General features: G+C 52.2%; 21 protein-coding genes. 12 read left to right on the forward strand and 9 right to left on the reverse strand.

Annotated elements, in window-relative coordinates:
- Positions 1-71: 71 nt before the first annotated feature.
- The 3 genes from JXQ85_RS03265 to JXQ85_RS03275 all read right to left on the reverse strand — a co-directional run bounded on the left by JXQ85_RS03265 (position 72) and on the right by JXQ85_RS03275 (position 2,497).
- Positions 72-614, reverse strand: coding sequence for an NADPH-dependent FMN reductase (locus JXQ85_RS03265; RefSeq protein WP_421747417.1), 543 nt, complete (start codon positions 612-614; stop codon positions 72-74).
- A gap of 239 nt (positions 615-853) precedes the next feature.
- Entirely contained in the window at positions 854-1,507 is a 654-nt protein-coding gene (locus JXQ85_RS03270) for an OmpA family protein (RefSeq protein WP_421747418.1), read from the reverse strand.
- Between the two features lie 138 nt (positions 1,508-1,645).
- Positions 1,646-2,497, reverse strand: coding sequence for a methylated-DNA--[protein]-cysteine S-methyltransferase (locus JXQ85_RS03275; protein ID WP_421747419.1), 852 nt, complete (start codon positions 2,495-2,497; stop codon positions 1,646-1,648).
- Between the two features lie 132 nt (positions 2,498-2,629).
- On the opposite strand from JXQ85_RS03275, the gene nth reads away from it, so the two are divergent.
- Both nth and JXQ85_RS03285 read left to right on the forward strand, forming a co-directional pair.
- Positions 2,630-3,274 carry an endonuclease III gene (gene nth, locus JXQ85_RS03280; RefSeq protein ID WP_421747420.1) on the forward strand — a complete coding sequence of 215 codons (645 nt, stop codon included), beginning with the start codon at positions 2,630-2,632 and terminating at the stop codon, positions 3,272-3,274.
- Entirely contained in the window at positions 3,271-4,257 is a 987-nt protein-coding gene (locus JXQ85_RS03285) for an adenosine kinase (RefSeq protein WP_421747421.1), read from the forward strand. Before nth ends, JXQ85_RS03285 begins: the two co-directional genes overlap by 4 nt.
- Positions 4,258-4,302: 45 nt before the next feature.
- On the opposite strand, the gene JXQ85_RS03290 is transcribed toward JXQ85_RS03285, so the two are convergent.
- Together JXQ85_RS03290 and JXQ85_RS03295 are read right to left on the reverse strand one after the other, a co-directional pair.
- Positions 4,303-4,707 carry a DUF3052 family protein gene (locus JXQ85_RS03290; protein WP_421747422.1) on the reverse strand — a complete coding sequence of 135 codons (405 nt, stop codon included), beginning with the start codon at positions 4,705-4,707 and terminating at the stop codon, positions 4,303-4,305.
- 1 nt (position 4,708) lies between these two features.
- Positions 4,709-5,527, reverse strand: a complete 819-nt coding sequence (locus tag JXQ85_RS03295) for a sulfotransferase family protein (protein ID WP_421747423.1) — start codon at positions 5,525-5,527, stop codon at positions 4,709-4,711.
- A gap of 148 nt (positions 5,528-5,675) precedes the next feature.
- Here JXQ85_RS03295 and JXQ85_RS03300 point away from each other — a divergent pair, with 148 nt between their 5' ends.
- Both JXQ85_RS03300 and JXQ85_RS03305 read left to right on the forward strand, forming a co-directional pair.
- Positions 5,676-7,253 (forward strand): DUF5928 domain-containing protein, encoded by a 1,578-nt coding sequence (locus tag JXQ85_RS03300; protein ID WP_421747424.1) that lies wholly within the window; start codon positions 5,676-5,678, stop codon positions 7,251-7,253.
- A 74-nt stretch (positions 7,254-7,327) separates the two neighbouring features.
- Entirely contained in the window at positions 7,328-7,513 is a 186-nt protein-coding gene (locus tag JXQ85_RS03305) for a zinc-finger domain-containing protein (protein WP_421747425.1), read from the forward strand.
- A gap of 31 nt (positions 7,514-7,544) precedes the next feature.
- Here JXQ85_RS03305 and JXQ85_RS03310 read toward each other — a convergent pair whose 3' ends face one another.
- The gene (locus JXQ85_RS03310; RefSeq protein WP_421747426.1) at positions 7,545-8,204 is read right to left on the reverse strand and encodes a histidine phosphatase family protein; all 660 of its coding nucleotides are present in this window, start codon (positions 8,202-8,204) and stop codon (positions 7,545-7,547) included.
- Between the two features lie 203 nt (positions 8,205-8,407).
- On the opposite strand from JXQ85_RS03310, the gene fdhF reads away from it, so the two are divergent.
- Positions 8,408-11,182, forward strand: coding sequence for a formate dehydrogenase subunit alpha (gene fdhF / locus JXQ85_RS03315; RefSeq protein ID WP_421747427.1), 2,775 nt, complete (start codon positions 8,408-8,410; stop codon positions 11,180-11,182).
- Positions 11,183-11,251: 69 nt separating this feature from the next.
- Here fdhF and JXQ85_RS03320 read toward each other — a convergent pair whose 3' ends face one another.
- Positions 11,252-11,500, reverse strand: a complete 249-nt coding sequence (locus JXQ85_RS03320) for a WGR domain-containing protein (protein ID WP_421747428.1) — start codon at positions 11,498-11,500, stop codon at positions 11,252-11,254.
- A 218-nt stretch (positions 11,501-11,718) separates the two neighbouring features.
- Here JXQ85_RS03320 and JXQ85_RS03325 point away from each other — a divergent pair, with 218 nt between their 5' ends.
- Complete coding sequence (locus tag JXQ85_RS03325) at positions 11,719-12,591, forward strand: LysR family transcriptional regulator (RefSeq protein ID WP_421747429.1); 873 nt, start codon at positions 11,719-11,721, stop codon at positions 12,589-12,591.
- Positions 12,592-12,812: 221 nt separating this feature from the next.
- Here JXQ85_RS03325 and JXQ85_RS03330 read toward each other — a convergent pair whose 3' ends face one another.
- Together JXQ85_RS03330 and JXQ85_RS03335 are read right to left on the reverse strand one after the other, a co-directional pair.
- On the reverse strand, positions 12,813-13,520 hold the full coding sequence (locus JXQ85_RS03330; RefSeq protein WP_421747430.1) for a response regulator transcription factor: 708 nt from the start codon (positions 13,518-13,520) through the stop codon (positions 12,813-12,815).
- Entirely contained in the window at positions 13,517-15,436 is a 1,920-nt protein-coding gene (locus tag JXQ85_RS03335) for a PAS-domain containing protein (protein ID WP_421747431.1), read from the reverse strand. Before JXQ85_RS03335 ends, JXQ85_RS03330 begins: the two co-directional genes overlap by 4 nt.
- A 194-nt stretch (positions 15,437-15,630) precedes the next feature.
- Here JXQ85_RS03335 and JXQ85_RS03340 point away from each other — a divergent pair, with 194 nt between their 5' ends.
- The 6 genes from JXQ85_RS03340 to JXQ85_RS03365 all read left to right on the forward strand — a co-directional run bounded on the left by JXQ85_RS03340 (position 15,631) and on the right by JXQ85_RS03365 (position 22,894).
- On the forward strand, positions 15,631-17,604 hold the full coding sequence (locus JXQ85_RS03340; protein WP_421747432.1) for an AMP-binding protein: 1,974 nt from the start codon (positions 15,631-15,633) through the stop codon (positions 17,602-17,604).
- Between the two features lie 90 nt (positions 17,605-17,694).
- Positions 17,695-18,513 (forward strand): ABC transporter ATP-binding protein, encoded by an 819-nt coding sequence (locus tag JXQ85_RS03345; RefSeq protein ID WP_421747433.1) that lies wholly within the window; start codon positions 17,695-17,697, stop codon positions 18,511-18,513.
- 32 nt (positions 18,514-18,545) lie between these two features.
- Positions 18,546-19,532: a branched-chain amino acid ABC transporter permease gene (locus JXQ85_RS03350; protein WP_421747434.1), complete on the forward strand. Its 987-nt coding sequence runs from the start codon at positions 18,546-18,548 to the stop codon at positions 19,530-19,532.
- Between the two features lie 46 nt (positions 19,533-19,578).
- Positions 19,579-20,655, forward strand: coding sequence for a branched-chain amino acid ABC transporter permease (locus tag JXQ85_RS03355; RefSeq protein WP_421747435.1), 1,077 nt, complete (start codon positions 19,579-19,581; stop codon positions 20,653-20,655).
- Between the two features lie 73 nt (positions 20,656-20,728).
- Positions 20,729-22,006: an ABC transporter substrate-binding protein gene (locus JXQ85_RS03360; RefSeq protein ID WP_421747436.1), complete on the forward strand. Its 1,278-nt coding sequence runs from the start codon at positions 20,729-20,731 to the stop codon at positions 22,004-22,006.
- A 63-nt stretch (positions 22,007-22,069) separates the two neighbouring features.
- Positions 22,070-22,894 (forward strand): ABC transporter ATP-binding protein, encoded by an 825-nt coding sequence (locus JXQ85_RS03365; protein WP_421747437.1) that lies wholly within the window; start codon positions 22,070-22,072, stop codon positions 22,892-22,894.
- The last annotated feature ends 59 nt before the right edge of the window (positions 22,895-22,953 follow it).

Raw genomic sequence — 22,953 nt, forward strand, 5'->3', positions numbered from 1 at the left:
TCCAAGCAATGTGCTGTCTGCCTATGTATTTGATTGGCACTCGGCCAATGGTTCAACGTGCACTCTAGATTTTAAGTTCGCGCGATTTCTTTTTTCAGTGCATCCATGAGGCGTTGCACAGAGGCTTGGTATCGCTCTGAAGTCAATCGGCCCTTGTCGTCAAATTCCTTGGCAGCACCGGCAATCGCCACTTCACTTGCAGGCACAATGCGCACGCCAAAGGGAGTCATCACTGTGCGCAACATGGTCTGCGCGCGCAGACCACCGGCGCGTCCCGCGGCGGCACTCATCAAGGCCACAGGTTTGTCCGCCCAAGGATTCGGTTTTTTACGACTGACCCAATCCAGAGCGTTCTTAAGGGCTCCAGGGATAGCGGCGTTATATTCCGGAGTTGAAAGGACAATTCCATCTGCAGCTTCGATCTGATCTGCGAGGAGGATCACCGCGTCCGGCAGACCATCGCGATCCTCATCATCTCCATTATACAGCGGAAGGTTCAGATCGGCAGTCACGAAATGAGTGGGTTCCAATAAGCGCACGGCTTCGTGAACAAGCTTTGTATTGACCGACTCTTTACGCAGCGATCCCGATATTCCCAGAATATTTGTCATCATCTTCTTTCATCACAACAACTTAAAGGCACGATGACCCAAGTGGCCCGAGCACTCAAGCTGGATGAGCGCACAGGCGATGTGCATAAGATCAAAGGGGAGGCTTTGGCGTAATTACAGAGCGAAGTGATCTGCCAAGGTCTTGAAACTTAATATCTTCTTCACCTGAGCGCGTCCCAACGAAAAAGACCCGCACCATTGGCACGGGTCTGTCTTTTCATGTGAAAGCGTGGGCCAAGCGATCAAGCGTTTGGCAGGATCACAATCTCGACGCGACGGTTCTGCGCCCGACCCTCAGGGGTTAGGTTCGAAGCAACAGGTTGATCTTCGCCGCGGCCAATTGCGTCGATCCGGCCGAAGGGCACTCCGGCATCCAATAGGACATCCGCAACTGCTTCGGCGCGACGTAGGCTGAGGCCCTGATTGTAGGAGGCGTCACCAACGTTGTCGGTGTGGCCAAGAATCTGGATCGTTGAATTCGGGTAGGCCAAAAGGTTGCCTGCAATCGACCGTAAGTCGCGCTGTAGATCACTGCGCACCAAGCTGCTGTCGGTCGCAAACAGGATGTCCTGCGGGAGTGTCACAATGAGGCGGTCGCCTGTATTGGTGATTTGGACGTCATTATTGCCAAGATCACGGCGAAGATCAGCTTCTTGTTTGTCCAAATCGTTGCCGACAAGTGCGCCAACACCGGCGCCAATCGCGGCTCCGCGAACTGCGCCACCTGCTTTGTTGTCTGAAACAATCGCGCCGAAAATACCACCAACCGCGGCTCCGATCGCTGCGCCTTGTTTCGTATTTGTGCGGTCGATGCCTGCGTATTCCGGGTCAGTACATGCGCTCAGCAAAAGCGTTGCGCCGAGGGTCAGGCCAATAGTCAGTTTTGCTCGAGTCATAAGTGCCTCACTCAATTAGGTCCGTTCAGGCGGACGTTTAGTATCTGCACAGAGTCTGCGCCCGCCACGCCTGTGCAGCAAGGGGAAATACGCGAGGATTTGCCCAATTCGCTGCGGATCGGCGAGGTTTGGCCGGTTTTATTGGGTGAATCGTTCTGTACGCGCGCTTTCATACGCCAGCATTGCGCGTTTTACCGGCAGGCCCCAATGATACCCACCAAGGCCACCGGTTTTGCGCAAGGCGCGATGACATGGGATAACCCAGCTGATCGGATTGCGACCAATAGCACTAGCGACGGCGCGCACGGCTTTGGGGCGGCCAATATTATCAGCTATCTCAGAATAGGTGCTGACCTGGCCTTCTGGTATAGAGACAAGCGCCTCCCAGACCTTGATTTGCAACGCGCTGCCCATGAGATAAAGCGGTGTTTCACTTAGGGCCTCTGGCCCTCCAAAAACAGACAAAGCCAAAGGGCGAATGGTCATCGGGTCCTCGATGAATGTTGCCTTGGGCCAGCGCGCAAGCATGTCGGCCATTGCAGGTTCTGCGCCGGTTTCAGATGCAAAAGCAATACCGCAAATACCTTTAGGAGTGGCCATGACCAATGCCTCACCAAAAGGGCTTTCACACCATCCCCAGAAGATCTCGAGTCCCTCGCCACCGCGTGCATATTCACCGGGGCTCATGGCCTCCCAGCGTTGAAACAAGTCGTGCAAACGTCCGGTGCCCGATAAGCCAACGGACTGGGCGGTTTCCAGTGTTGTAAACCGCTCGCTCAGCAGGGCTTTGGCGTGACCGAGGGTGAGGTATTGTTGTAATTTTTTAGGAGATACCCCAGCCCATTTTGAGAATAGCCTTTGGAAATGTGCCGGGCTCATGCCCATGTTTGCGCTCAATTCGTCTAGGGTCATGGACTGTCCACCCTCATCGATCAAATCAATCGCACGGCGAATGACGCCGTAATGATAGCTTTGTTCCATGTCCGTCATGTTGCTCTCCTTGCAATCAATCTAGGATCTATGTCGACTACAATCGACCCGAATACTGCGGTTTTGCTGGCTTGGCGTTGAAATTTTTCAGCGACCGCCGTAAGCCCTTTGAGCGAAAAGAGGCAGGACACCATGGCCAAGCAGCTAGACTACCATACGATCCGAGAGATTTTCACACGCTTTCGAGATGATGCCCCCGAACCCAAGGGAGAGCTTGATCACGTCAATGCCTACACCCTTGTCGTGGCCGTTGCCCTCTCAGCGCAGGCTACGGACAAAGGGGTTAATCGCGCCACAGCCGAATTGTTTAAAATCGCCGATACGCCGCAAAAGATGTTGGAGCTGGGCGAAGAGGCTGTGATTGATCATATCAAAACCATTGGTCTTTACCGCAACAAGGCCAAGAACGTGATGAAGTTGTCAAAAATCTTGGTGGAAGAGTATGGCGGCGAAGTGCCAAACTCTCGGGCCGCGCTAGAAAGTCTTCCAGGTGTCGGACGTAAAACTGCCAATGTGGTGTTGAACATGTGGTGGCAATTCCCAGCGCAGGCGGTGGATACGCATATTTTTAGGTTTGGCAATCGATCAGGCGTGTGTCCGGGCAAAGACGTTGTCGCAGTTGAACGGTCGATCGAAGATCATATTCCGGCAGATTTCCAATTGCATGCGCATCACTGGATGATATTGCACGGCCGTTACACCTGTAAGGCACGAAAACCCCTTTGCGGCACCTGTTTGATCCGCGATCTCTGCATGTTTGAGGAAAAGAACCTATGAGTAAGTATCAGGTTGTCGGCATCGGCAACGCCATCGTCGATGTGATCAGCCAGTCTGACGACAGCTTCTTGGACCTGATGGGCATCCAAAAAGGCATCATGCAGTTGGTCGAAAAAGAACGCGGCGAGATGCTTTATGGCGCGATGACCAATCGTGTTCAGGCGCCCGGTGGATCTGTTGCCAATAGCCTAGCAGGTTTGGGCAACCTGGGTCTAACGACTGCGTTTATCGGTCGCGTAAATGATGATGCGCTGGGCAAGTTCTATGCGCAGGAAATGGTTGCCGGCGGCACAGATTTCCCGAATGCTCCTGTGTCAGGGGATGATCTGCCAACCTCTCGGTCCATGATTTTTGTTTCGCCCGATGGTGAACGGTCGATGAATACATACTTAGGTATTTCCTCGGACGTTGGTCCTGATGATGTGGCTGATGACGTTGCCGGGCAGGCTATGATCCTCTTTCTTGAGGGGTATTTGTATGACAAGCCAAAAGGCAAAGAAGCCTTTGAACGTGCCGCAGCGCTTTGCAAAGCGGGTGGCGGCAAGGCTGGGATTTCCTTGTCGGATCCATTCTGCGTTGATCGTCATCGCGCAGATTTCCGCCGTTTGGTGCGTGAACTCGACTACGTGATCGGCAACGAGCACGAGTGGAAATCGCTATATGAAACGGATGATCTGGAGTTGGCATTGGAAACAGCGGCATCAGAATCCGGACTGATTGTCTGCACGCGTTCCGGTCAAGACGTCGTGTTGGTACAGGGCGCAGAACGTGCCTCGGTTCCTGTGAATGAGATCGTACCTGTTGACGCCACCGGTGCTGGTGATCAATTCGCGGCAGGGTTCTTATACGGTTATGCAACGGGCCAAAGTCTTGAAACCTCTGGCCGCATGGGCTGCGTCGCTGCGGCTGAAGTCATTAGCCACTTTGGCGCGCGCCCTGAAACGGATCTAAAGGCGCTCTTTCGAAATGAAGGGTTGCTGTAACAGATGACGCCTATGCAGGGCCAAACCGGGCTAAGGCCCCGGTACTCAGCGTAGTTCTTTGCGGATCACCAATTTAAGGCCGGACCAGGTTGAGTCCACCGCACAGACTTTGGTGTCGACCAGACCCAATGGTAACGCGACTTCACGGATCACATCTTCGGTCACAGTTGTCGGGACTTTGCTGGCCTTTTTAGGCCAGCTGACCCAGATCATACCGCTGCGATCCATTCGCTCGAGGATCTGTGGAAGGCTTTTTTCCAGTACGTTTCTGTCAGTGCAAAAGAGATGCGCGAATGCGCAGCCAGAAAATGGTTCCGTTTTCCAAGAAATATCAGGCGCGCCGGGTCCCAGTAAAGCGAGGTAGTTTTCGGGCGCATCGATCAAGACGCCCGAGATATCAGTTTTAATCCCAAGTTTGAGATAGAGCGGGCGACCTGAGGTGCCCGCCACATCAATCTCCGAGTTTGGCGTGGATTTCATCCAAATCGATTTCGCCGATCGGCTTTTTGTTTGCTGGGTTTTCAAAATCGTATTTGAACAGTTCGAAATCGCGTTTGTAGATTTCGTAGACCAGATGCATGGATAGGTCGTCAAAATAGTCTTCGACAGGATGCGCGCGTTTTGGGCCGTGTCCTTCGGATTCATTAAAACGGGGAACGTCTGACAAGTCGATCGCATGTTGTACATCGATGTTGTCTAAGACGCCCTGCATGCCCTCGTTGAATTGTTCGGTCCAAAAGATTTTGTCGTAACGCCCGCCATTCACGATGAACGTCGATACGTGACCTGAGGTGGCAGACCAGTGAATGTCTGGGTCCATTGGGCGGCGCCAGCGAATGGTGTCCCGCGCGAACAACAGAAAGCGGCGGAAGCTTTTGATTTGATCAAAGTCTTCTTTACCGTCGTCACCGCCGACTTCGATGCCATATTTTTGAATGAGCATCGGAACCAGATTGCCGCGATAGCGTTTTCCGTTGCGTTGAATGCCACAGATTTTGTCAAAGAAAGAGCTAAGAATACGCGTGTAAGGATTTCTGACGCATGTGAAAGAATAGGTGTCACCCGTACGAACCACATCCGTGATCGAATTCTTGCTGCCATCTTGGGCCCATTTGTGAAGCCCATCCTTTGCATCGTGAATATCGCCGTCGAAGTATTCTCCGTTGTCGGAATAATACATAATCTGACCGATAGTCGAGCACGCGCACTTCGGCACAACGCGGTACACAACACTCTGACTTTCTGTCATCCAGGTGCCCGGGAATCCCATATTATATGCCTCCGGCTGTCGGCGACCTAAATTCTTTGGGTCACACACTTATTTATTCTTTAAAAAAGCAAATTATCGCGGTTTATTCAATCTATGTTCACCTATAATAGGTAAACAATCGGGTTAAAACAGGGTTACAGTTTCCGCAATGGCAAAGATCGCATTTATCCTTCTCTGCCACAAAGATCCTGAAGCGATCATTCAGCAAGCGGAACGTTTGACAGCCACGGGCGACTGTATGTCGATCCATTTCGATGCCCGGGCAAAGCCGGAATATTTCAAGCAAATTCAAGAGGCTCTGGGTGATAATCCCAATGTGACCTTTGCTACGAAGCGCATCAAGTGCGGCTGGGGCGAGTGGTCTTTGGTGCAAGCGACACTCTACGCCATCGAGGCAGCCCTGCGTGATTTTCCGCGCGCCACGCATTTTTACATGCTGTCTGGTGACTGCATGGCGATCAAAACCTCGGAGTTTGTACACGACTATCTGGATGACCACGATTGCGATTTCATCGAGAGCTTCGACTTCTTTGAAAGTGACTGGATCAAAACCGGCATGAAAGCCGAGCGTTTGATTTATCGGCATTACTTTAATGAGCGCGAGAATAAGAAACTGTTCTATGCTTCTTATAATTTGCAAAAGAAACTGGGGCTGTCGCGTGAAATTCCAAGTGATATTCAAGTTCAAATCGGCAGTCAGTGGTGGTGCCTGAGGCGTCCAACAGTTGAAGCTGTCATGGACATGGTGAAGTCGCGTCGAGATGTGGTTCGGTTTTTTAAAACCAGCTGGATTCCAGACGAAACGTTCTTTCAAACCTTTGTCCGCCATTTGATCCCATCGGATGAAATCAACACACGTACGCTAACGTTTTTGATGTTCACCGATTATGGAATGCCTTTGGTTTTTTACAACGATCACTATGATCTGTTGCTCAACCAAGACTACTTATTTGCCCGTAAGATTAGCCCTGAAGCAGTCGAGCTGAAAGAACGGCTTGGCAAACTCTACGCTGCCGAAGGCGTGGAGTTTAAAATCTCGGGCGAGGGGCCAAGCCTATTTAAATTTGTTACGGGCCGCGGGCGCGTTGGTCGTCGGTTCGCAAACCGGTTTTGGGAAACCGAGGCTACGCTCGGTCGTGAGCGCGAGCTGATGATTTTGGTTTGCAAAAAGTGGCATGTGGCCAAACGCATGATGGGTAAGATCAAGCAGGAAACCAACATTCCTGCGATCGATTATCTTTTCCAAGAAGAAGATACAGAGCTTCCAAATTTGGGAGGCATTCAAACCACCATCGAAAAGCGTACACGGCATCGGCGCGCGCTTATTCGGATGTTGTTTGACTATTTCCAAACCAATCGCATGATCATCTGCATGGATCCTGGGTCAATCGACCTGCTGCATGATTTCTATAATGATCGCTCCACCACGCGGGCCTTGGAAGTCCAGTGTGACTATTCTGAAGATTATTTGAAGGGGCATGCTAGCCGGATTGGCTTGGCAGGAGAGCAAACTCCGCAAGAAACCTTCAAACGTATTCTTCCGACGATCAAGCGTGACATTGAAGACGAAAGTGACGCGATCCGAGATGCGGATTTCGAAAATTATGGGCGTATTCGCGAAGTGGATGAAATAGGCGACTTCCTGCAGCCCATCATGAATTTCTTATCCGTGAGCGAAGACAAGGCGCGCGATATTGCGATGACGCCACATCTATTTGCCGATTGAGCGCGGCTCTTGCCCGCACGGCGGCTTTCCAGCATAGTCCGGCAAGCAAATAATATCAGCTAAGGACAGGCCACATGTCGATTGAAGCCCCAGAAACCAAAGTTGTGGATAGCTATCGTATCGCCTGTGACGGCGGTGATGGTGCTTTGGGGCATCCACGCGTTTGGTTGAGTATCCCGCGAGAGACTGGTGTGGTTGAATGCGGTTATTGCGACTGCAAATACATCCACAAAGATTTCGCAAAAGATGATGCCGCCTAACATTGGCGACATCGTCAAAGTGCGGAAATCTCTAAATATATGTCATGGCCTCGCGGCGCTCTGCCGCGTCTAAATGCGGAACTGCATTAAACTGCGTTACGTGCCTACGTCCCGCAATGGGCTGCCACGTATGTACAGAGGTATTAAGCGTAGCCAAGCAAGTCTGTGTCCAAGACTGTAAATCAAATCCGAGGCTATGACGCATGGCCGTGCTGATGAACCCTCCAGATGTGACAACCAAAGCGGGCCCATCTCCGGCCGCGATATCGTCCATCACTTCAGCCACTCGTTGAAAGAACCCTGCACAGGATTCGCTAACATCATCGAGTTGGTTTGCTTCCCATCTTTCCAGCAACTCACATAGCAGGATTGCGAAGTCTTCCTGCGTTTGTGGATCAACCGCGCCGAACTGACGTTCATATGCAGCACGCAATGAATAGTATGGAAACTCATTCAACCGCGCATCTTGAGTTAAAGACCCAAAACGAGTTGCGCCTAAACCTTCGGCGGTTTGGATGTGGCGCTTCATGGTTCCGCTGTAGATACGGCTGAAGTCCTGACCGGCTTGCTCAAAATGCTCGCCTAGCCATTTCGCCTGCTGATGCCCGAGGTCGGAAAGTTGATCGTAGCCCGCTTCATCTGTCGCTGACGCGTTGGCCTGTCCATGCCGGATCAAAGTCATATGTGTCATGTCGCGCTCCTGTTGCGGGTTTCGTAGAGCCCTGGAAGGTCTCCGAAAAGGGGAAATTTGCAGGTTCGGAAAAATGTTCGCCATCGGAAATTTGCGCCTCACTTTTGCTGCTGGTTGGCGCGAAAACACCCTTTGGCGTCGCGAAAGAAACCTTTGTGGCAAGGCGGGATGCGGTAGATTGGGGGTCAATGATGGAGTCTTCGATGTCCGAGCAAGTCACATTCACTCTGGATGGCCAGCAAGTGACCGCCGAAAAAGGCGAAACAATTTGGGAAGTTGCCAATGGCCGGGGGCTGGTGATTCCTCACCTGTGCCACAAGCCAGCACCGGGTTACCGCCCTGACGGCAACTGCCGCGCTTGCATGGTGGAAATCGAAGGCGAGCGCACATTGGCGGCCTCCTGCATCCGCGAACCTGCTGACGGCATGGTTGTAACAACCAATTCTTCGCGCGCCGAAACTGCGCGAAAGATGGTTGTTGAGATGCTGGTGACCGACCAGCCAGAACGCGAAGAAGCGCACGACAAATCTAGCCACCTTTGGGATATGGCGGATTTGAATGGTGTGTCTGAAAGCCGTTTCCCTAAAATGGAAGCTGGCCACATCCCGTTGCTGGACGACAGCCATGTTGCGATGAAGGTAAACTTGGACGCCTGCATTTCCTGTAGCCTTTGCGTTCAGGCCTGCCGTGAAGTTCAGGTGAATGACGTGATTGGGATGGCTGGTCGTGGTCATGATGCCTATCCAACGTTTGATATTGCTGACCCAATGGGCGCGTCTAGCTGTGTGGCCTGCGGTGAATGTGTGCAAGCCTGCCCAACGGGCGCCTTGATGCCTGCAGCCGTGGTAGACGAAAACCAAGTTGGCGACAGTGCCGATTTTGATAGCGAAACCGAAAGCGTCTGCCCGTTTTGTGGTGTTGGCTGTAAAGTCAGCCTGAAGGTCAAAGACGGCAAAGTGAAATATGTTGAGGGTATCAACGGGCCTGCGAATGAAGGCCGGCTTTGTGTGAAAGGTCGCTTTGGCTTTGACTACATCCACCACCCGCACCGTCTGATAAAACCACTTATCCGCCGTGATGATGCGCCAGCCAAAGGGTTGAACGTCGATCCGGGTGATTTGTCTACGCACTTCCGTGAAGCGACTTGGGAAGAGGCACTGGATCTTGCAGGCGAACGCTTGAGCGAGCTGCGCGATCAAGATCCAAAATTCGTGGCGGGCTTTGGTTCTGCTAAATGCACAAACGAAGAGGCTTACCTTTTCCAAAAGTTCATCCGTCAGGGTTTTAAGCACAACAACGTCGACCACTGTACACGCCTGTGTCACGCGTCTTCCGTTTCCGCGCTGATTGAAAACGTAGGCTCTGGTGCGGTGACCGCGACCTTCAATGAGATCGAAAACGCGGATGTGGCGATCATCATCGGCGCGAACCCTATTGAAAACCACCCGGTTGCAGCGACCTATTTCAAACAGTTCACTAAACGCGGCGGCAAGCTGATCGTTATGGATCCACGTGGTGTGGGCATGCGGCGCTTTGCGGCTGAAATGCTGCAGTTCCGCCCGGGTGCCGACGTCTCGCTGTTGAACGCGATCATGAACGTCATCGTTGAAGAAGAACTTTACGACAGCCAGTACATCCACCGCTGGACAGAAAACTGGGAAGCCGAAAAGGAACACCTTAAGGGCTTTACCCCAGAAAAGATGACCGAGATTTGCGGCATCGAGCCGGATCAAATCCGCCGTGTGGCGCGCATGTTTGCGGGTGCAAACGCTGGCCTGATCTTTTGGGGCATGGGGGTCTCTCAGCACATTCACGGTACAGATAACTCTCGCTGCCTGATTTCGCTGGCGCTGATGACCGGCAATGTTGGTAAACCAGGCGCAGGCCTGCACCCATTGCGTGGTCAGAACAACGTGCAGGGTGCGTCAGATGCGGGTCTAATCCCGATGTTCTTGCCGGATTACCAGACAGTGACCAGCGACGACGTACGTAAAAGCTTTACCGATGTTTGGGGCGGCGGAGATTTCTCTGACGAGAAGGGCCTGACCGTCACCGAGATTGTGGATCAAGCCTATGCGGGCAACATTAAGGGCATGTATATTCAGGGTGAAAACCCGGCGATGTCTGACCCAGATGTCGAACACGCCCGCGATGCCTTTGCCAAACTAGACCTGATGATCGTGCAGGATATCTTCCTGACTGAAACCGCGAACTATGCCGACATCATCCTGCCAGCCTCTGCGCTGTATGAAAAGAACGGTACGGTCAGTAACACCAACCGTCAGGTGCAACGTGTGCGCCCAGCAGTAACCCCTCCAGGGGATGCGCGTGAAGATTGGTCGATCACCGTTGATCTTGCGAAACGCATTGGTCTGCCTTGGGATTATCAAGACGTGTCCGAAGTCTTCGCCGAGATGAAGCTCAATATGAAGAGCCTCGACAATATCACTTGGGAACGCCTGAAAACCGAGACCGTGACCTATCCGTCTTTGAGTGAAACAGATCCGGGACAGGCGATTGTATTTGGCGATGGTTTCCCGCGGGATGAAGGCCGTGCGCGCTTTACGCCAGCATCTGTGATCCCACCAGATGAAGCCCCAGATGCAGAGTATCCAATGATCATGACCACAGGGCGTCAATTGGAACACTGGCACACCGGATCCATGACCCGTCGGTCCATGGTGCTGGATGCTGTTGAGCCCGAAGCCAACTGTTCATTGAACCCGCGGACGCTGAAACTGATGGGCGTCGAGCCCGGTGATATGATCCGTCTGACCACACGTCGTGGTTCGATCGAAATCATGGCGCGCGCGGATCGTGCTATTGCACAAGATATGGTCTTTGTCCCATTTGCCTACGTGGAAGCTGCAGCAAACGTGCTGACGAACTCGGCGATCGACCCTTACGGCAAAATCCCAGAGTTTAAATTCTCTGCAGTCCGCGTCGAAAAAATTGAAAACCAAGTGGCTGCGGAATAAGCGGCCCCTTTTTCATTTTTCCAAAAATGACCCCGTCGGCGGCATCTGTGATGTCCACCGGCGCGGGGCTCATACGACAGCGACTGCCCGATCCAGACGTGCATACCCACGGCGCTGCGCCCGGCGACGCCTACGATCTGCTTCCAAAGAGGCCTCTCTGAGATTGGAAAACGTGGTGCGCGCTTCGCTGGCTTTACCACCAGCAATGCCCCATTCGGACATGACTGCAATATTATCAAAAAGGTCGTAGGCAATTTCGACCCGGTAAAACCGAGCCCGTCTTGCCTTGCGTTGGCGATAAAGCAAACAAATAGACATGTGCCGCCGTATTCCCCCGTGTTCCCTTCTAACAGCTACCGCGCTCGAATCGCCGAATCAAGAGTCTCACGGATTGGACCTGCTGACGAAAACCGGCAGCGAGATCACTAATACCACTTATCTATAAGGCCATTCCCTTGATGTGGCAGTCTTCATACTTAGGTAACAAAAAAATTACACAGGCTCGCACTGAGACTTGTGTGTGCTTGGAGTAAAAGATGTCAGCACATTGGGATGATCTAAAAACAGTCATGCATTTGGTTCGCGGTGGTTCACTTGCGAATGCGGCCGACGCTTTGGGCGTATCTTATACGACCGTGGCGCGACGTGTGAAACGCGCAGAGGATGATCTGGGTATTCAATTGTTCGATCGGCTTGCGGATGGGTATCAGGCCACAGAAGCAGGCGAAGTGGTTGCACGTAAAGCGGCTGCGATGGAAACCGAAGAGCTGGATCTGTTGCGCAATCTCGTAGGCGCTGAACAAATAGTATCTGGCCATCTGACGATCACCGCGCCTCAGCTATTATGCTCCACGCACCTCATTCCCGTCTTTAAAGAATTCACAGAACGTTATCCTGAGGTGGAACTACACGTGCGCTCTGACAGCGCTTTGCTGGACCTCAACCGCCGAGAAGCCGATTTGGCTATTCGGGTGAGCGATGCACCAGGGGATAGTTTGACCGGGCGTGTTTTAGCGCGTCAGGAAAGTGTAGCTTTTGGGAATGCAGAATGGGCTGACAAAATCGCATCAAATCAGAATGCTCCGGTGTCATGGATTGTGCCTGAACGTATTCCCCCTGCTTTCAAAAAATACATCCCGGAGCTGCCGAATGAACATGTCATTTTAAGATCTGATGATATGGTGACCATGATAGAGGCCGCACGAGCAGGGATGGGGGTCGTGATGTTGCCGACGTTTCTTGGGCGGAATGCACTGGATCTGGTTGAATTGCCGATCTGCAACGTGATGCCTTTCCCAGATATTTGGGCCGTGGCACATCGTGACATCTGGCGTTCTGCGCGTGTTGCAGCCTTCCGTGAAATTTTAATCCCGCATTTTAAGAAAAACGCGCATTTGTTTGTGGCTTAAAGAAAAGGCCCTCGCTGGATCTAATCGCAGCGAGGGAGTGGGAGTTGACTTTCCCCGGTACGTTACTGAGGCAGACGGCCCGAGATTTCCGGTCTTGGAAGAGGAAATGAGTCAGAGATCTCCGATATCTGACAAATACACCAATATGGCGAGTAAATCTAGATGTAGTGCTTAAATCCTGAATTCGGACCTTATATTGGGCATATTTCCGCCACCCAAGCCTATAGCCAGATGACATCCCCGAGGAAAATATACCCTGCGCCGTAGATGGTTTTTATCAGGCGCGGGTTTTTAGGATCCTCGCGTAGCTTGGTTCTTAGACGCGAAATGCGAACGTCCATGGCGCGATCAAAGCTTTCACCTGCGACGCCGCCCAAAGTTTCTTGCATCTGTGCTCGGCTGACCAAGCGTTTAGGGCTATCTAAAAAGAGCCTTAAGACTTCGCCTTCGGCATGGCTAAAAGGTGTTTGGGCTCCACTGTCGTCTTCCAGCAAGTAGCCATCAAAATTCGCAGTCCACCCATTGAATGTCGCGACATTGGATTGCGAGGTGTTGGGGGCAACTTTTTCTTTACGCAGGTGGGCACGCACACGGGCAACGACTTCTGCTGGATCAAAGGGTTTGATAATATAGTCATCGGCTCCAAGCTCGAGGCCCGTTACGCGATCTTGAACCTGTGCGCGGCCCGAGATGATGATCACCACCGCGCCTTGTTCCAATGCAAGCCGATGCACCAAGGTCAGACCGTCTTTGTCAGGAAGGCTCAGATCAACAAGACAAACATCAGGCACGGATTGGCGTAGGCTCGCCTCAAACTCTGTTGCGCGCGCAAAGCTTTTCGTGCGGAACCCAGCTTCTTCTAAGGCTTCGGATAAGATGAGGCGAATTTCGGGTTCGTCATCCAGAATTGAAACGAGTGGCTCGTTCATGCGTCATCCTCGGGTGATAGAAACCTAAACAAAGCTTCTGAGGTAAAGGGTTTGCGAATGATCGGCGCGCGCGCTGCGCCTTGCATATACAACGGGTGACTCTGGTCTAAGCTAGTCATGAGATAGATTGGCAGGGCGTGGTGTTTTACCTTTTCAACAAGATCGACACCCGTCGCTGAACCCTCGACTTTGATGTCAGACAGGATCATGGAAATGCCTGGCACGTGATCCAACAACATTAAGGCCTCATCGACACTTGTGGCTTCGACAACCAAATAGCTATGTGCGATCAGCATTTCCCGGATCTGCCCACGAAGTTCAGGGTTATCCTCGACCAAAAGCGTGAGGCCAGGTGTAGGATCCGCGCGAATGCGACGCAGCGGTAGGCGCAATGTCACTCGTGCGCCTCCGGTAGGGACATTGGTAATGCGCACTTCGCCGCCTACCATTTTTGTCATGTCGTAGACCATCGACAAGCCAAGTCCCGAGCCCTCGTTGCCCTTTGTTGTGAAGAACGGATCAAAGGCCTTGGATAAGGCGTCTTCTGAAAATCCGTGACCGGTGTCAGTCACAGATAGCTGCAGCCAAGTGTCTTTTACGATCGCGCTGTGTAAGCAGATGTTACCTTGTCCTTTGCAAGCGTCGCGTGCGTTTAGGATCAGGTTCAAAAGACTGTCTTGAAGCATGCCGGGATCAAGTAAAAGCTGTTCCTCCGGAAGGTCGTTTTGCACAACCAACTCGATATTGTTTGGCAGGCTTGGGCGAGCCAAAGTTTGGATATCTGACAATAGGTCTCCAACAATCAACGCCTTCATTTGGGGTGTGCGCGGGCTTGTCATATTGGCCAGCCGATTAAGTAATGATCCCCCTCGTTGCGCAGCCGTCAAAGTCCCTTCAACCAATTCCAGCGCACCCAATGGTAGGCTCATTTTTTTCATTTTACCCTGCATGCCCAGAATGATCGTCAACAGATTTGAAAAATCATGGGCCAGACCGCTGGTCATCTGCGCTGCGATCTCGCGGCGGCGGGTTTGTTGCAGAGCTGCACGGGTCTGCGTTTCCTCGGTGATATCCATCGAGAGAATATAGGCACCTCGATTTTCTCCAACCTCGCTATCAGGTGTTAAAGCAAGCCGAATGCGACGCGTGCTCATGGGATCATTAAACTCAAAAACCGTGGGCGCCCCGTCGAGTGCTGCGGTCAGGTGAGGCGCAATGATTTCATAGGTATCCGCACCAAGAGTCTCGCCGATATGGGCGTTGACGATGTTGCTGGGACGGCCCGGCATCACGGCAGATAGGCGGCGGTTGGAATAGGTGTACCGGCGATCCGGGCCAACATGCGCGATATGCGCAGGCATCATTTCAGCTGTTAGGCGCATGCGCGCCTCACTCTCAGTGATTTGTCGCTTGGCTTCTTCCAGCGCAATAACAGTGCTTTCCAGTTCACGGTTTGCGCCCGAAAGCTCTTCGGCATAGCGGATCAACTGATCAGAGAGTTCTTCGGATTTTGATCGCAGTAGTTCTTCTTGACGTTTGGCGCGCGTTATATCGGTGTAAACGGCAATCCAACCACCATCCGGCAATGGGCTGCCTTCGACACTGATCCAGCGGCCATTGGATCTTTCGCGCTCCAGATAATGCGGTTCAAAGGTTTTTGCGAGTTCAACACGTTCGCGGACCATCTGGTCTATTGTGCTATCGTTTCCGTATTCGCCGCGTTCTACAAGATGTCGAATAATGTCTTCGAATTTCGCGCCTGGCTTCGTAAGCTTTTGAGGTACCTCAAACATTTCACGAAACTTGGCGTTGGCGACCACCAAGTTCAGGTCGCTGTCGTAGATCGATAGCGCTTGCTGAATCAGGTTCAACCCGGCCATTGTCATGGACTGTCTGGTGTCGCGATGAACTGACATTGTGTCCTCCTCCCTAACGGCTAGCATCTGAATGTAGCGCTCGAAAAGGGTGAATTACGCACTGTTACAATTCGTAAGGTTTGAGAAATGATCCCGAAAAAGTTGACGGGCTATGATGGTATCGCACCTAATGAAATGGGGGAATCGCAATCGCGATTCAGCTCACGATTGTGGGCCTTAGGGAGGAATTTAAATTGACTAAGTCGTCAAAGGCGACCGATGGGCTTGCGTCCATCCCCGCGCTCTTAAAGCGAAATGTCGAACAGTTCGGCAGTAAAACCGCTTACCGAGAGAAAGAATTTGGAATCTGGCAGACCTGGACCTGGGCTGAAACCGAGCAAGAGATCGAAGCCTTGGCGCTGGGTCTATTGAACCTTGGTGTGGCTGAAGGTGACTTTGTCGCCATCATTGGCCGCAACCGTCCGTATTTCTATTGGGCTATGGTTGCTGTTCAATCCATCGGCGCAGTGCCGGTACCAATGTATCAAGACAGTGCTGCGGAAGAGATGGCGCATGTTCTGGCAAACTGTGGCGCGAAATACGCCATCGTGGATGACCAAGAGCAGGTGGATAAGGTCATCGATATCCGCGACCAGCTGGATAGCTTTGAGCATATGGTCTATGTGGATCCGCGTGGTTTACGTAAGTATGATCACAGCCAGTTGCATGAATACACACATGTGCAAAATCAGGGCCGAGCGGCTTATGATGAGTTTATCGGTGAGCTGAGCAAGCGTCGTGATAAGCTGAACCTCGATAGCATCTGTGTGATGCTTTATACGTCAGGTACGACAGGCAAACCCAAAGGTGTGGTTCTATCGAACCGCAACATCATCAAAACGGCAGAGAATTCCAGCCACTTTGATCATTTGCGCAAAGACGAAGAGATCTTGGCTTATTTGCCTATGGCATGGGTTGGGGACTTCATCTTCTCTATCGGCCAGGCCTACTGCACAGGCTTTACCGTAAACTGCCCTGAATCGGTTGAAACAATCGCTACTGATCTGCGCGAAATTGGACCAACCTATTTCTTTGCGCCGCCTGCGGTTTTTGAAAAGCATCTGACCGAAGTCATGATCCGCATGGAAGATGCGGGTAAGTTCAAACAATGGCTCTTCCACCGCTATATGGGTCACGCCAAAAAGGTTGGCCCTGCGATATTGGACGGTAAGCCTGTCAGCTTTACGGATCGCTTGAAGTACAAGCTGGGTGAACTGTTCGTTTATGGCCCGCTGAAAAACACACTGGGCTTCTCACGTATCCGTGTCGGCTACACAGCTGGTGAGGCCATTGGGCCGGAACTCTTTGATTTCTATCGCTCTTTGGGTATCAACCTGAAGCAGCTTTATGGTCAAACAGAAGCCTCGGTGTTTATCACTGTTCAGCCTAATGGCGAAGTACGTGCGGATACTGTTGGCGTGCCTGCGCCAGATGTTGAACTGCGCATTGAAGACAGTGGTGAGATTTTCTATCGCTCACCAGGGGTCTTTGTAGAATATTTCAACAATCCGGACAGCACGGCCTCGACCAAAGATGCCGAAGGCTGGGTCGCTACAGGGGATGCAGGCTTTATCGATGATAAATCCGGTCACCTGCGCATCATCGACCGGGTGAAAGACGTGGGCAAATTGGCCGATGGTTCGATGTTTGCGCCAAAATATGTCGAGAACAAACTGAAGTTCTATCCAGACATTTTGGAAGCTGTGTTGTTTGGCAATGGCAAGGACCGCTGTGTCGCGTTTATCAACATCGACCTTACAGCGGTCGGCAACTGGGCAGAGCGTAACAACATTGCCTATGCGTCCTATCAGGAATTGGCAGGCCACCCGCGCGTTTTGGATACCATTCAGTCGCACGTTGAAGCGGTCAATCAGTCTGTTGCCGAAGATCCGATGCTATCTGGATGCCAAATCCACCGCTTCCTTGTTCTGCACAAGGAGCTGGATGCGGATGACGGAGAGATGACCCGTACGCGTAAGGTACGTCGCCCGATCGTGGAAGAAAAGTTCGCTGATCTTGTGTCGGGTCTTTATGACGGCTCTCCTGAAATCAGCACCGTAACCGAAGTGACCTATGAGGACGGCCGTAAGGGTAGCATCAGTGCCACGCTTTCATTGCGTGATGCGGCTGTGGTGCCGGTCGTTGAACACAAAGTGGCAGCGGAGTGATGGGAATGACAAAGCGACGCTCGGTTGCACCATCGCCCCGCCCGCCATCCCTCAATGGGATTGAAATTAAGACTATGAAGGAGGTGCATCATGCTTGATGCCTCTGACAGCTATGTCACCGAAGACGGCCGTACCATCGGCAGCGTGGTGATGGAGATGAAAAACATCACCTTGCGATTTGGCGGTGTGGTGGCGATCCAGGACATCAGCTTTGACATTCGTCAGGGTGAAATCCGCGCCATCATCGGGCCGAATGGAGCTGGTAAATCCTCGATGCTGAATGTCATCTCGGGGTTTTATAATCCGCAAGAAGGGCAGGTTTACTACAAGGGTAAACTGCGCCCGCAGATGCGCCCCTACAAGGTCGCGCAGCAAGGGATTGCTCGGACGTTCCAGAACATCGCCCTTTTTGAAGGCATGACAGTTTTGGACAACATCATGACGGGCCGACTGCATCACACCAATTCAGGTATTTGGGCGCAAGCCCTTTGGAAGGGTAAGGCAGAACGCGAAGAAGTTGCCAATCGGGAAGTGGTTGAAAAAGTCATCGACTTTTTGGAAATCCAAGCCATCCGTAAAACACCTGTTGGCCGTTTGCCTTATGGCTTGAAGAAACGTGTCGAGTTGGCGCGGGCCTTGGCTGCTGAGCCTTCGATCCTGCTGCTCGATGAGCCTATGGCAGGCATGAACGTCGAAGAAAAAGAGGACATGAGCCGCTTTATTCTGGATGTGAATGACGAATTCGGCACCACAATTGCTTTGATCGAGCACGATATGGGCGTCGTAATGGACCTGTCGGATCGCGTGGTCGTAATGGACTACGGTAAAAAGATCGGCGACGGCACACCTGATGAGGTGCGCAACAATCAGGACGTCATCGACGCCTATCTGGGGGTGTCTCATGACTAAGCGAGTTCACTTGAATTTAGAGGGGCGTTACGATGTCTGATCAACTGATTTTTGGCATGGAAGTGTTCTTAAATGGCCTGATGGCCGGGGTGCTTTATGCGCTTGTCGCTTTGGGGTTTGTATTGATCTACAAAGCCTCTGGAATCTTTAACTATGCACAAGGTGTGATGGCGTTGTTCTCAGCGTTGACCCTTGTAGGGATCATGGAGGGGCAGATCCCCTTTGCCCATCTGATCAATGCGATATTTGGGACGGAACTCCACCATTTTGGCTGGCATGTGCCTGCGTTACTCGCAATTTTGCTCACGATGGGTGTGATGGTCCTTCTGGCGATCTGCGTTCAGAAATTCGTCTTCCGTCATCTTGTGGGCCAAGAGCCGATCATCCTTTTCATGGCCACCATTGGTTTGGCTTACTTCCTTGAAGGTGTCGGTGACATCATGTGGGGATCTGAGATCAAGAAGCTCGATGTTGGTCTCCCGCAGGGCATCAACTTAGCCATCGATGATGCGACATTCGGTATTTTTGGATACGGGTTCTTTATCGACAACCTCGATTTAGTTGCGACAGTGATTGCAGCCCTTCTGGTTGGCGCATTGGTGATCTTTGCCCAGTATACCAAACAGGGTCGGGCGATGCGCGCCGTGGCTGATGACCACCAGGCAGCTCTGTCTGTAGGTGTCTCCCTGAACTTCATCTGGGTCATGGTTTGGTCCGTCGCAGGGTTCGTCGCGCTTGTCGCTGGGATCATGTGGGGCACCAAATCTGGCGTGCAGTTCTCGCTGTCCCTGATCGCTCTGAAAGCCTTGCCGGTTCTGATGCTAGGCGGTTTCACCTCAATCCCTGGCGCCATCATTGGTGGCTTGATCATCGGCGTGGGTGAAAAACTGTTTGAATTTGCGATTGGCCCGCTTGTCGGTGGCGCAACTGAAAACTGGTTCGCCTATGTGCTTGCGTTGATCTTCCTCGTGTTCCGCCCGCAGGGCCTCTTTGGGGAGAAGATCATTGAACGTGTATGACCCCAAATCCGTGACCTTCACCCCAACCTCTGTGGAGTTTTGAGAGATGTTCTATCGTGAAGCGGGCGATTTCAAAACGTCCTATGCAGAAGACAACCAGACCTTTCCGATCAAGTTCGACCGGTTTCGGTATTACGCGGTCCTGTTCGTTGGCTTTGCCATCGTTCCGTTCCTGATCAATGACTACTGGGTCAATGCGATCTTCCTGCCATTCCTAATCTATTCGATTGCGGCGATCGGGCTAAACATTCTGACCGGTTATTGCGGTCAGGTTAGCCTTGGTACCGGCGGTTTCATGGCTGTTGGCGCTTATGGTTGCTACAAGCTGATGACTGCTTTCCCGGAAGTTAGCATTCTGATCCATGTGATCCTTGCGGGCGGAGTAACCGGCCTGGTCTGCGTGCTGTTTGGTCTGCCATCGCTGCGGATCAAAGGCTTTTACCTCGCGGTGGCAACCCTTGCGGCACAGTTCTTCCTTGTATGGCTCTTTAACCGTGTGCCGTGGTTCTACAACTATTCGGCTTCCGGTCAGATCAACGCGCCTGAGCGCACGATCTTTGGCATCGAAGTTACGGGACCAAACACAGAAGCTTGGGCGACCTACTTGTTCTGCCTTGTGATCCTCACGGTGTGTGCGCTGATTGCTCGTAATCTGACGCGTGGCATGCAAGGTCGCCAGTGGATGGCTATCCGCGACATGGATATCGCCGCTGAAATCATCGGGGTGAACCCGCTAAAAGCTAAGATTTCAGCCTTTGCAGTCTCTGGTTTCTTTGTTGGTATCTCAGGCGCCTTGTTCTTCTCGGTCTACCTAGGCGCGGTGGAAGTGGGCGAAGCCTTTGGCATCAACAAGTCTTTCCTTGTGCTCTTTATGATCATCATTGGTGGCCTTGGATCGATCTTTGGTAGCTTTGCCGGTGCGGCCTTCCTCGTCCTATTGCCGGTTCTTCTGAAGAACTTGCTTGTCGGTACTTTGGGCTGGCCAACTGACCTAGCAGCACACCTTGAATTCTTAATTATCGGCGCGCTGATCATTACGTTCCTCGTCGCCGAGCCTCATGGCCTCGCCCAATTGTGGCGCGTTGCCAAGGAGAAACTAAGGCTCTGGCCCTTCCCGCACTAAGGCGGGGCCAAAGCCAACCAATAAGGGGGGAGGAGCCCCTGAATATCGGACAAACCAATGGGAGGAGAACCCGATGAATAAACTAACAACAATTGCAGCTGGCGCCTTTTTGGCAGCTACCCCTGCGCTGGCAGACCTGGTGATCCCAGATCTGAGCTACCGCACAGGTCCATATGCTGCCGGCGGCATTCCGTTCTCTGATGGCTACCAAGATTACTTCACTCTGTTGAATGAACGTGATGGCGGCATCGGTGGTGAATCCGTTCGCATCGTAGAATGCGAAACCGGTTTCAACACTGAGAAAGGTGTTGAGTGCTACGAGGCGACCAAGGGCGAAGGCGCGTTGGTCTATCAACCGCTTTCAACCGGCATCACCTATCAGTTGATCCCGAAAGCCACGGCAGACGGCATTCCTATTCACTCAATGGGTTATGGCCGGACATCTGCAAAGAACGGCGAAGTGTTCCGTAATGTCTTCAACTATCCTGTGAACTACTGGGATGGTGCTTCGATTGCCGTGAAACACCTTCTGGATGAAAACGGTGGTAGCCTGGACGGCAAGAAAATCAGCCTGATCTATCACAACTCTGGCTACGGCAAAGAACCGATCCGTACTCTGGAAGCTCTGGCTGAAAAGCATGGCTTTACTTTCAAAGCGCTGGCGGTTGACCATCCAGGCCAAGAGCAAAAGTCGCAATGGCTACAAATTCGTCGCGAAAAGCCTGACTATGTTCTGATGTGGGGTTGGGGCGTGATGAACCAAGTCGCGATCCAAGAAGCCGCAAACATCCGTTTCCCAATGGATAAGTTCCTCGGCGTTTGGTGGTCTGGTGCGGATCATGACGTTTTGCCTTCCGGTGAAAAATCTAACGGCTACAAAGCGTTGAACTTCAACGGTGGTGGCGAACTGCCTGTGCTGGCTGAAATCCAGTCTATGGTGGCAGATAAAGGCCTGGCCGCAGGCGACGGATCAAACATCGGTAACGTGATCTATCGTCGCGGTCTTTATGCCGCGATGCTTGCACAGCTTGCGATCGAAAAGGCGCAGGAAATTCATGGCGTAAGCGACATCACTCCAGCGATGATGCGTGACGGTATGGAAGCCCTGGAAGTGACCAATGCCCGTATGAACGAGCTTGGTGCGCCAAATATTGGTCCAGAGTTCGCAGTGTCTTGCGACAACCATGGCGGCCCTGGCACTGCGGTTGTTCAGCAGTGGGACGCAGCAAATCAAAGCTGGAACGTAATCACTGACTTCATCTCTTCAGATGCTGACGTGATCAAACCACTGATTGATGAAGATTCTGCCGGCTACGCCGATGAGAACAACATCACTGCTAGCTGCAGCTAAACCGATCTGGCCCGGCTGCCTTAGTGGCCGGGCCCACCCTTCTTGAGACCAGAAAGAGCCAATATGTTCGACGCGGCCCCAAATGATGAAGCCCTACTTGAGGTCAACAATATCGAGGTGATCTACAATCATGTGATCCTCGTTCTAAAAGGTGTCAGCCTCACAGTCCCCAAAGGCGGGATTACTGCCCTACTTGGTGGGAATGGCGCAGGAAAAACAACGACGCTTAAGGCGATTTCAAACCTGCTGCATTCCGAGCGCGGAGAAGTGACCAAAGGGTCTGTTTCTTATCGCGGTGATCGTGTGCAGGACCTTGACCCGGCGGCGCTGGTGAAGCGCGGAGTAATCCAAGTGATGGAAGGCCGTCACTGTTTTGAACACCTGACCGTTGAAGAGAATCTTTTGACAGGTGCCTACACGCGCACCGACGGCAAAGCCGCCGTCCAGAAGGACCTCGAAATGGTCTACCATTATTTTCCACGTCTGAAAGAGCGCCGCAAATCGCAGGCTGGCTATACCTCAGGCGGTGAGCAGCAAATGGTTGCCATGGGTCGCGCATTGATGAGCCGCCCAGAAACCGTATTGCTGGATGAACCCTCAATGGGGCTCGCGCCTCAGCTTGTGGAACAGATTTTCGAGATCGTGAAATCCGTGAATGAAAACGAAGGTGTGACCTTCTTGTTGGCTGAACAAAACACCAACGTCGCACTGCGCTATGCACATTATGGATACATACTGGAATCTGGCCGCGTTGTGATGGATGGCCCTGCAGCCGAACTGCGCGAGAACCCAGACGTGAAAGAATTCTATCTCGGTATGTCTGATGATGGCCGAAAGTCTTTCCGTGATGTGCGTTCTTATCGTCGCCGGAAACGTTGGCTCAGCTGATCCTTTTTAACCCAACAAACGCTTAGCCCATCGGTAATGAATCTAAACGAAAGACTAAT

Origin of the sequence: Cognatishimia sp., from assembly GCF_049116455.1 — a bacterium.
In the GTDB taxonomy this organism is placed as follows: Bacteria; Pseudomonadota; Alphaproteobacteria; order Rhodobacterales; family Rhodobacteraceae; genus Cognatishimia.

Bases quoted from the DNA above. Each gene is read 5' to 3' on its own strand.
- nth (WP_421747420.1), top strand. From the start codon at position 2,630: ATGGCCAAGCAGCTAGACTACCATACGATCCGAGAGATTTTCACACGC.
- JXQ85_RS03270 (WP_421747418.1), bottom strand. From the start codon at position 1,507: ATGACTCGAGCAAAACTGACTATTGGCCTGACCCTCGGCGCAACGCTT.
- JXQ85_RS03295 (WP_421747423.1), bottom strand. From the start codon at position 5,527: ATGGGATTCCCGGGCACCTGGATGACAGAAAGTCAGAGTGTTGTGTAC.
- JXQ85_RS03335 (WP_421747431.1), bottom strand. From the start codon at position 15,436: ATGTCAGTTCATCGCGACACCAGACAGTCCATGACAATGGCCGGGTTG.
- JXQ85_RS03310 (WP_421747426.1), bottom strand. From the start codon at position 8,204: ATGACACATATGACTTTGATCCGGCATGGACAGGCCAACGCGTCAGCG.
- JXQ85_RS03360 (WP_421747436.1), top strand. From the start codon at position 20,729: ATGAATAAACTAACAACAATTGCAGCTGGCGCCTTTTTGGCAGCTACC.
- JXQ85_RS03350 (WP_421747434.1), top strand. From the start codon at position 18,546: ATGTCTGATCAACTGATTTTTGGCATGGAAGTGTTCTTAAATGGCCTG.
- JXQ85_RS03300 (WP_421747424.1), top strand. From the start codon at position 5,676: ATGGCAAAGATCGCATTTATCCTTCTCTGCCACAAAGATCCTGAAGCG.
- JXQ85_RS03325 (WP_421747429.1), top strand. From the start codon at position 11,719: ATGTCAGCACATTGGGATGATCTAAAAACAGTCATGCATTTGGTTCGC.
- JXQ85_RS03275 (WP_421747419.1), bottom strand. From the start codon at position 2,497: ATGACGGACATGGAACAAAGCTATCATTACGGCGTCATTCGCCGTGCG.
- JXQ85_RS03305 (WP_421747425.1), top strand. From the start codon at position 7,328: ATGTCGATTGAAGCCCCAGAAACCAAAGTTGTGGATAGCTATCGTATC.
- JXQ85_RS03365 (WP_421747437.1), top strand. From the start codon at position 22,070: ATGTTCGACGCGGCCCCAAATGATGAAGCCCTACTTGAGGTCAACAAT.
- JXQ85_RS03355 (WP_421747435.1), top strand. From the start codon at position 19,579: ATGTTCTATCGTGAAGCGGGCGATTTCAAAACGTCCTATGCAGAAGAC.
- JXQ85_RS03285 (WP_421747421.1), top strand. From the start codon at position 3,271: ATGAGTAAGTATCAGGTTGTCGGCATCGGCAACGCCATCGTCGATGTG.
- JXQ85_RS03320 (WP_421747428.1), bottom strand. From the start codon at position 11,500: ATGTCTATTTGTTTGCTTTATCGCCAACGCAAGGCAAGACGGGCTCGG.
- JXQ85_RS03330 (WP_421747430.1), bottom strand. From the start codon at position 13,520: ATGAACGAGCCACTCGTTTCAATTCTGGATGACGAACCCGAAATTCGC.
- JXQ85_RS03265 (WP_421747417.1), bottom strand. From the start codon at position 614: ATGATGACAAATATTCTGGGAATATCGGGATCGCTGCGTAAAGAGTCG.
- fdhF (WP_421747427.1), top strand. From the start codon at position 8,408: ATGTCCGAGCAAGTCACATTCACTCTGGATGGCCAGCAAGTGACCGCC.
- JXQ85_RS03345 (WP_421747433.1), top strand. From the start codon at position 17,695: ATGCTTGATGCCTCTGACAGCTATGTCACCGAAGACGGCCGTACCATC.